Raw genomic sequence first — 7595 nt, 5'->3', positions numbered from 1 at the left:
CCGGACCTCTGCACCTCCGCCGCCGATGACGGCGCCGCGGCGCGCCCCCCCCACCCCCCCCCCGGGGGGGGGGCGCGCGGCGGTCCGGAGGTGGTCGACCTCGCGGCGAGGCCGACGAGTGGGGTCGAGGATGCCGTGCGGGGTGCTCGCCGCATCGGACCGCAGGGCGTGGCGGGTGGGTGCGTGGCGTAGCTGGTCGTCTCGGCTGGCTGGGCAAGGCGGCTGGTCGCCTCAGCGGGCCGTGCAAGGCGGGCGGTTGACTCGGCCGGGCTGTGCAAGGGGCTGGTCGTCTCGGGTGGCGGTGTGGCGGCAGGTCGTCTCGGGTCGCCAATCGGGGCGGCGAGGCGCCCCGGGCGCCGTTCTGCTCTTCGGGCCGTCCGCGCCGCGCCGGCACTCGGGCCAGGTGTACACGAACCGGCGTCCAGTGCGATGACGACCGCACCGGTGCACGGGTGATGGCACCTCACGCCGGTCCGTGCACACCGAACCCGAACCCGGCGCAGCCCAAGGCGAATCACGATCCCGCGGAGCAGCTCTGACCCCTCACGGCAGGCACTGCGAGGGTCGCGTCCCGGGCACGCGTGGAGGGTCGGAGAACACCGGGCCGGCAGCGGGAGACGCGGGTGACCGACGGCGGGCATCCCGGTCGACATCCCGCCGTGCCGCCGTGCCGCCGTTCCGCCGTGCCGCCGTTCCGCGGTGCCGCCGTGCGGCGGGCTCCGAACGCGCGCGGCTGGTCCGGACGAGCACAGAGTGCTGCCGAGGTGCGGCCGATCCGATGGGCTCGCCGCTAGGTGTCGGTCCGCTCGATCCCAGGCAGACTCGGGGGAGAGCGAACGGTGAAGAAGGGGCCGAACGGGCCCACGTAGGCGAGGCCGCCCGGAGGGGTGTGCGCCGACCGGCGTCAGGTGCCATCAGGCCTGCACCGGTGCGTGTGTAGTTGCACCTGACGCCGGTTCGTGTACAGCACTCTCGTCGACCACCCGCTTCAGGGGGGTTGGCGCCCTCGATCGGTACCGGCAGCGTGCCGTTGCCCGATCCGGACGGTCGGATCAGGGAGCGTCCGATTCCGAGGGGAGGTCCGACCCTCGGTCATCACCTGATCCAGGCCCGAGCGCGGCTCCGGTCGGTCGATTCCCGGGTCCGTCGGTCCGTCCGCCGGCCGCCACCCCGACGACCAGCCGTAGCCGCCCCGGCGACCAGCCGTACCAGCCCCCCTCAGCGGCCACTCACCGCCGACGGGCCCCCGGTCCGGCCCCGGCTCACCACTCCAGGATGGCCCACCGCTTCTTCTTGGCCACCGAGTACAGGCCCAGGTCGGGGGAGACCGCGCTGGGGGTGCCCACGAGCTCGAGCCAGGAGGCGTCGGCGAGGGAGTCGCCGTAGCCGTAGCTGGTGCGGAGGTTCGCGCCGTGGGAGACGGCGTACTTGCGCAGCCAGTTCGCGCGGGCCTCGTCGACGACGGGCGGGGTGGCGAGGTAGCCGGTCATGACGCCGTCGGCGTCCTCGTCCATGTGGGTGGCGACGACCTCGTCGAAGAGGTCCGCGAGCGGCTCGACCAGCACGTCCAGGGCGCCGGTGACCAGCACGGTCCGGTGTCCCGCCTTCTTGTGGCGCTCGATGAGCTCGAGGGCCTCGGGGCGGATCGACGCGCGGATCCGGCGGCCCAGCGACCCCTGCAGGAGGGTGCGCAGCTCGTCGGCGCGGAACCCGCGGTAGCGGCGGTTGACGGAGCGGATGAACTCCGAGCGGTCGCGGCGCTCGGCCCGCAGGTACCCGGGCAGGGCGCCGAGGAGGTTGGAGATCTCGCCGGGCCACTGGCGCTTGGGCTGGGTGGCGCGCATGACCTCGAGGTACTGCTGGACGATGTTCGTGGCCACGACGGTGCCGTCGAGGTCGAACACCGCGAGGGTGTCGGTGGACTCCGTGAACGCCGGGGCCGGCCGCGAGGCCCGGCGGTCCAGCGTGGCCTTGCGGCGCGAGTACGCCTTGGTCAGCTCGGTGACGGCCGGGATGTGGAGCTCGCGGAAGTACGTGATCCAGTCCAGTCCGGCGATGTCGAAGTCCAGCGGCGCACGGTCCACGCCCTCGACGGCCAGGGCCACGCCCTCGGCGGAGGTGCCGCCGGTGAGGAACCCGGCGGGCAGCTCCTCGCGCAGGGCACGGGTGTTGGCGTCGTCGAAGACCATCTCCGTCTTGGTGTACTGGCGGTAGAGGTCGGTGTACTTCCGGAGCGTCTCCAGGCCCGAGGCGTTGCGGTGCAGCGTCGAGGTCCAGCTGCGGGTGTGCCGCGTCGCGGGGAGGCGGGAGACGACGCTCTGCCCGGCCTTGGTCGCGAGCTCCTTGATCCGGAACCGGGCGTCGATCAGCTCGACCGCCGGGAAGGACCACTCGGGCACGACGATGGGGCGGCCCTGCTCGTCCTCGAGCGGGTGCTCGACGAAGTAGCCGCGCACGGCGGTGACCAGCTCGTGGAAGGGCAGAGGGTTGGTGTTGCCCGAGACCACCTGGAAGTAGGCGTCGTCCCCACGGCGCTCGACGTCCTGGGTCGCGAGCGCGACGATCACGTTGACCACGAAGTCGACGGGGATGATGTCCAGGATCGAGTCCGCGAGGCCGGGGAACTCCGGGAGCAGCCCGCGGCCGTAGGCCATGATCAGGGGGTCGGCGACCTTGTAGCCGTCGATCCAGCCCGGGTAGGGGCGGCGCACGGCGGACTCGATGATCGAGGGCCGCACGAAGGACACACGGTGCCCGGAGCCGGCCCACATCTCCTCGGCGACGCGCTCGGCCATCGCCTTGGTGAAGGTGTAGATATCCGTCCAGCCGACGGACTGGGCGCGGGTCAGGCCGTACTCGACGAGCCGGTCGTGGACCCACGTGAGGCGCTGCTCCTCGGCGGCGGCGGCGACGGCCTTGGGGCCCATCTTCCCGTCGCGCACGCGCGCCGAGAGGATCTGCCCGCGCAGCGTCTCGGGGCGGCGGGACTCGGCCTCGACGCGCTCGCGGGCCGCCAGCGCTGCCTCGTACTCGTCCTTCCAGCTGACGTCGTGGACGAGGGAGCCCTCCTGGCGCAGCCCCTTGGAGATGCCGCCCACGTACGCGGTGGAGACGTGGATGACGTGCGGGTCCTGGCCCGAGGCCAGCAGGGCCTCATAGAGGTTGCGGGCGCCGCCCACGTTGGTGCGGAACGCCTCGTCGATCGGCGGGTCGAAGGACACCGAGGACGCGGAGTGGATGACGGTGTCGAGGTGCTGCTCGATCGCCGGCATGTCGGTGAGGTCGCCCTCGAGGACGTCGACGCGCTCGTCGAACGCGGCCTTGACGGTGTCGGTGCCCACCCGATCGGCCCACGAGGTGAAGACGGGCTTGCGGAGAAGGCCCTCGAGGCGCTTGCGGCCGCCCTGGGTGCCCTTGGGGCGGACCACGGCGGTCACGCGCACGGTGGGGAAGTTCTCGAGGAGGGACTGCAGGACGGCCTGGCCGAGGAAGCCGGTGACGCCGGTCAGGAGGATCTGGCGGGACGCGCCGCGGGCCACAGGAGATCCGGCGACCGGACCGTCGGAGTCCGTGCGACCGTCCTGGCCCTCCTGCGCGGTGGTCCCGGTGGTCGGCTCGTCGGTGGAGTTCGGCATGCTCGGGGTTCCCCTGAAACTGGTCTGGTCGGTGGCCCTCGCCGCACGCCGGTGGGCGGCGGACGAGGGCCCGGGTGGTGGCGTGTCGGCACCGGTGCTCGTGCATCGGTGCCAGGTGCATCGGATCCCGGGGCTCGGCTCGCATCTCTGCTCGCGTCGCGCCGTGCATCCGTGCTGGCCGGGGCGGGATTCGGGACGCCGGGAGGAGTGCCGCCCCAGGGGGCGGCGGGATGGCGTCCCGGCGCAGGTCAGCGCCCCGCTAGTGTACCGTAGGCCGCATGCACAGGGCCCTGATCACCGGTGGGACATCCGGCATCGGAGCCGCTTTCGCGACGGCCCTCGCGCGTCGCGGGGTGGACCTCGTGCTGGTGGCTCGTGACCCGGACCGCCTCGCCGAGACCGCCGCGCGGCTGCACCGCGAGCACGGCGTCGACGTCGAGTGCCTCGCGGCGGATCTCGACGACCGCGCCGATCAGCAGCGCGTCGCCGACCGCCTCGCCGTCGACGGCTTCGACCCCGAGCTCCCCGCCATCGACCTGCTGGTCAACAACGCCGGCTTCTCCGTCCGCACCCCGCTGGACTCGACGGACATGACCGAGCACGACCGGGGCTACGAGGTGATGGTCCGCTCGACCATCCTCCTCTCGGCCGCCGCCGCCGGGGCGATGAAGGCCCGGGGGCAGGGCTGGATCATCAACGTCGGCTCCGTGAGCGCCTTCGTCACACAGAACAACTACTCGGCGATCAAGTCCTGGGTGAACACGTACACCGAGTCCCTCCACGTCCAGCTGCGCGGGACCGGCGTGCACGTCACGCTGCTGGCCCCGGGCTGGGTGCGCACCGAGTTCCACGCCCGGGCGGGCATCAAGGGCTCCTCGATCCCCGGCTTCCTGTGGCTGACCCCGGAGCGCCTCGTCGAGGAGTGCCTGCGCGACGTCGCCCGCAACAAGGTCATCAGCATCCCGAGCCGTCGCTTCGAGGTGCTCGTCGCGCTCGCCCGGATCGCCCCGCGCCGGGCGATCCACCGGATCAGCGCGCTGCTCTCGCACCGTCGCTCGAAGGAGACCTGACATGGCGTCCGACACCCCGGGACGTCGCGACGACCGGGGCGACGGCTCCGCGTCCGCACGCGACAGCGACCTGCACGACAGCACTCTGCACGGTGACGCCCTGCACGACGACGACACGCGGAACGCGGGGCCGGCACGTCGCACGGGACGCGACGGCACCCCGCGGGACACCACCCCCCGCAACGGCACCTCGCGCACGGGGACCTCCCGCGCCACGGGGGCCCAGGGCGCCGCCTCCCCACGCCACGGCGGCCTCGGCCCGGACGCCGCCGACGCCGACCTCGCGATCTACCGCTCGCGCTGGCGCGCCGCCGTCCGCATGGTCCTGCAGCGCGTGCTGTTCCGCGCGCTCGTGCGCTCCCAGGTGAGCCAGACCGTGATCGTGGCCGATGGCGTCAAGCGCCTGACCGGCGCCTTCGTCGTGGTCGCCAACCACACCAGCCATCTCGACGCCCCGCTCCTGGCCGAGGGCCTGCCGCGCCGCCAGGCCCGGTTCGTGTCGACGGGCGTGGCCTACGACTACTTCTTCAAGGACTGGTACAAGCGCTGGTTCGTGCGCTGGATGTTCAACGCCTTCCCGATCGACCGGGACGGCTCGCGGCGCAACGCCGGCGTGTCCCGGCGCCTGCTGCGGTACGGCGTGCCGATCGTCGTGTTCCCCGAGGGAACCCGCCAGATGACGGGTCGGATCGCCGACTTCAAGCCGGGCGCCGCCGCGCTCGCGACCGGTGTGGGCGTGCCCGTCGTCCCGGCCGCCCTGATCGGCGGCTACGAGGCGATGCCCAAGGGGCGCAGCTGGCCCAAGCCCGGTCGCCCGCCCGTCGCCGTCGTCTTCGGGGAGCCGCTGACCGCGGACCCCGACGAGTCGGTCACCGAGTTCACCGCACGCATCCGTGATCGCGTGCGGGATCTGTACACCACCCATCACGACCGGATCCTCGGACCGGCCCCGGAGCCCGGCACGGCGGGCGACGGCACGAAGGCGAGGAAGCGATGACGCACTCGGCAGCACAGAGCACGACGGAGGGCCCCCTGGGCTCGGCGGCAGAGGTCAAGCGTCACAAGTGGTGGGGCTGGGGGCTGGACGACGTCGCCTTCCGCTGGGACAACAAGCCAGCGTTCGCGCCGTTCGCGATCGACAAGATCGGCCTGGACCTCCCCGGCTCGACCCCGGAGCCCGAGCCCACGCTGGAGGGCTTCGAGGTCCCCGCCTCGCGCCTGCCCGAGGACGTCCGCGCGGCGCTCTCAGGCGTCGTGGGCACCGAGAACGTCGTGCTCGACGACGAGCTGCGCGTGGTCCATTCCTTCGGTCGCTCGGTCACCGACCTGTTCCGCGTGCGCACGGGCGACTTCTCCCGGATCGTCGACGGCGTGGTCTACCCGGGCACCGAGGACGAGGTCCGCGAGGTGCTGCGCCTGGTGCTCGAGCACGACCTCGTGCTGATCCCGTACGGCGGCGGCTCCTGCATCTCCGGCTCGGTCACGCCTGACGTCTCCGAGCAGCGGCCGATCCTCACCCTGAACCTGGGGCGCATGCGCCGGGTGCTGTCCATCGACGACACCGCGGGCCTGGCCCGGGTGGACGCCGGCGTCTACGGCCCGGACCTCGAGGAGCAGCTCAACGCGGAGGGCTGGACCCTGGGGCACTTCCCGGACTCCTTCACCTACTCGACGCTCGGCGGCTGGGCGGCGACGCGGTCCTCGGGCATGCAGTCCGACAAGTACGGGGACATCGCCGACATCGTGCGCGGACTGCGCCTGGTGCACCCGCGCGGGGTGCTCGCGCTCACCGCCCTGCCCGGCCAGTCCGACGGCCCGAGCCTGCGCGAGATGGTGATCGGCTCCGAGGGTCGCCTGGGCGTCATCACCGAGGTCACGGTGCAGGTGCACCGCCTGGCCCCCGTGCGCCAGGTCATCGCCTACATGTACCCGGACTGGGAGCACGGGATCCGCGGCATGCACGCGATCGCCCGCTCGACGGAGGTCTCGCCCACCTTCACGCGGCTCTCCGACGGCCCCGAGACGACGTTCTCCCTGGCCATGGTCAAGGCGCCGTCGTCCACGAAGGGGAAGATCGCCGCCACGGCCCAGGACGCGCTGTTCGCGTACCTGCGCCGCAAGGGCTGGGACACCGAGAACGACATGTGCATCTCCTACGTGTGCTTCGAGGGCTCCCAGGAGTCCGTCGCGCGCCAGGAGCGGATCGTGAAGTCCCTGGTCAAGCACAACGGCGGGATCACGCTCGGGTCCGGCCCCGGCGCGATCTACGACCAGAAGAAGTTCGACACCCCCTACCTGCGGGACTTCCTGCTGGGCTACGACGTGTTCGGCGACGTCTCGGACACGGCCACGCCGTGGTCGCGGCTCAACGAGATGCACACGAGCGCCGTCGACGCGGCGCACGCCGCCCTCGCCGAGCTCGAACGGCCCGGCTTCGTGTTCTGCCACATGTCGCACAGCTACCACTCCGGTGCCTGCCTGTACTTCACCTTCGCCTTCCCGTACTCCGCCAAGGAGCAGGCGCTGAGCGAGTACCAGCACGTCAAGAACGCGATCCAGCAGGCGTTCATCGACCACGGCGGCACGCTCTCGCACCACCACGCGGTGGGCACCGAGCACCAGCCGTGGATCGAGCAGGACGTCACCCCGGTGGGCGTGAGCATCCTGCAGGATCTCTTCTCGACCTCGGATCCGGCCCGGAACCTGAACCCCGGGAAGATCGTCTCGCCCTGACCGGGAGCGGGCACGGGACGGTACGCCGTGGTGCGTGCCGATGCGGGAGGGTCGCCCCCGAGCGCCGGGGCCTCGTGACCCCGACGTACGATGGTAGGGGAAGGCTCCCCTTACTCCGGATGTCCGGGTCGGATACGAGCCACCATCGATCCCGAAC

Annotated in this window: 4 protein-coding genes; 3 read left to right on the top strand and 1 reads right to left on the bottom strand. The window is 72.2% G+C overall.

Translation table 11 applies throughout. The features are described from left to right. Positions 1-1262: 1262 nt before the first annotated feature. Complete coding sequence (locus ACT3TZ_RS11655; protein WP_444583591.1) at positions 1263-3635, bottom strand: HAD-IB family hydrolase; 2373 nt, start codon at positions 3633-3635, stop codon at positions 1263-1265. A gap of 278 nt (positions 3636-3913) precedes the next feature. Between ACT3TZ_RS11655 and ACT3TZ_RS11650 the strand changes: the two genes are divergently transcribed. From ACT3TZ_RS11650 to ACT3TZ_RS11640, 3 genes are read left to right on the top strand one after another with little or no spacing between them, the layout of a single operon-like run. After that, positions 3914-4705 (top strand): SDR family NAD(P)-dependent oxidoreductase, encoded by a 792-nt coding sequence (locus tag ACT3TZ_RS11650; RefSeq protein WP_444583590.1) that lies wholly within the window; start codon positions 3914-3916, stop codon positions 4703-4705. A gap of 1 nt (position 4706) precedes the next feature. Beyond that, positions 4707-5702, top strand: a complete 996-nt coding sequence (locus ACT3TZ_RS11645) for a lysophospholipid acyltransferase family protein (protein ID WP_444583589.1) — start codon at positions 4707-4709, stop codon at positions 5700-5702. Further along, positions 5699-7438, top strand: a complete 1740-nt coding sequence (locus tag ACT3TZ_RS11640; RefSeq protein WP_444583588.1) for an FAD-binding oxidoreductase — start codon at positions 5699-5701, stop codon at positions 7436-7438. Before ACT3TZ_RS11645 ends, ACT3TZ_RS11640 begins: the two co-directional genes overlap by 4 nt. Positions 7439-7595 lie beyond the last annotated feature (157 nt).

The sequence above is a fragment of the Brachybacterium sp. AOP25-B2-12 genome (assembly GCF_052378625.1).
GTDB lineage: Bacteria > Actinomycetota > Actinomycetes > Actinomycetales > Dermabacteraceae > Brachybacterium.
The sequence above is the reverse complement of the archived record's forward strand: the minus strand, read 5'-3'. Positions and strand labels throughout refer to the sequence as shown.

Coding starts and splice junctions, on each gene's coding strand:
- ACT3TZ_RS11655 (WP_444583591.1), bottom strand. CDS start 3,635: ATGCCGAACTCCACCGACGAGCCGACCACCGGGACCACCGCGCAGGAG.
- ACT3TZ_RS11645 (WP_444583589.1), top strand. CDS start 4,707: ATGGCGTCCGACACCCCGGGACGTCGCGACGACCGGGGCGACGGCTCC.
- ACT3TZ_RS11650 (WP_444583590.1), top strand. CDS start 3,914: ATGCACAGGGCCCTGATCACCGGTGGGACATCCGGCATCGGAGCCGCT.
- ACT3TZ_RS11640 (WP_444583588.1), top strand. CDS start 5,699: ATGACGCACTCGGCAGCACAGAGCACGACGGAGGGCCCCCTGGGCTCG.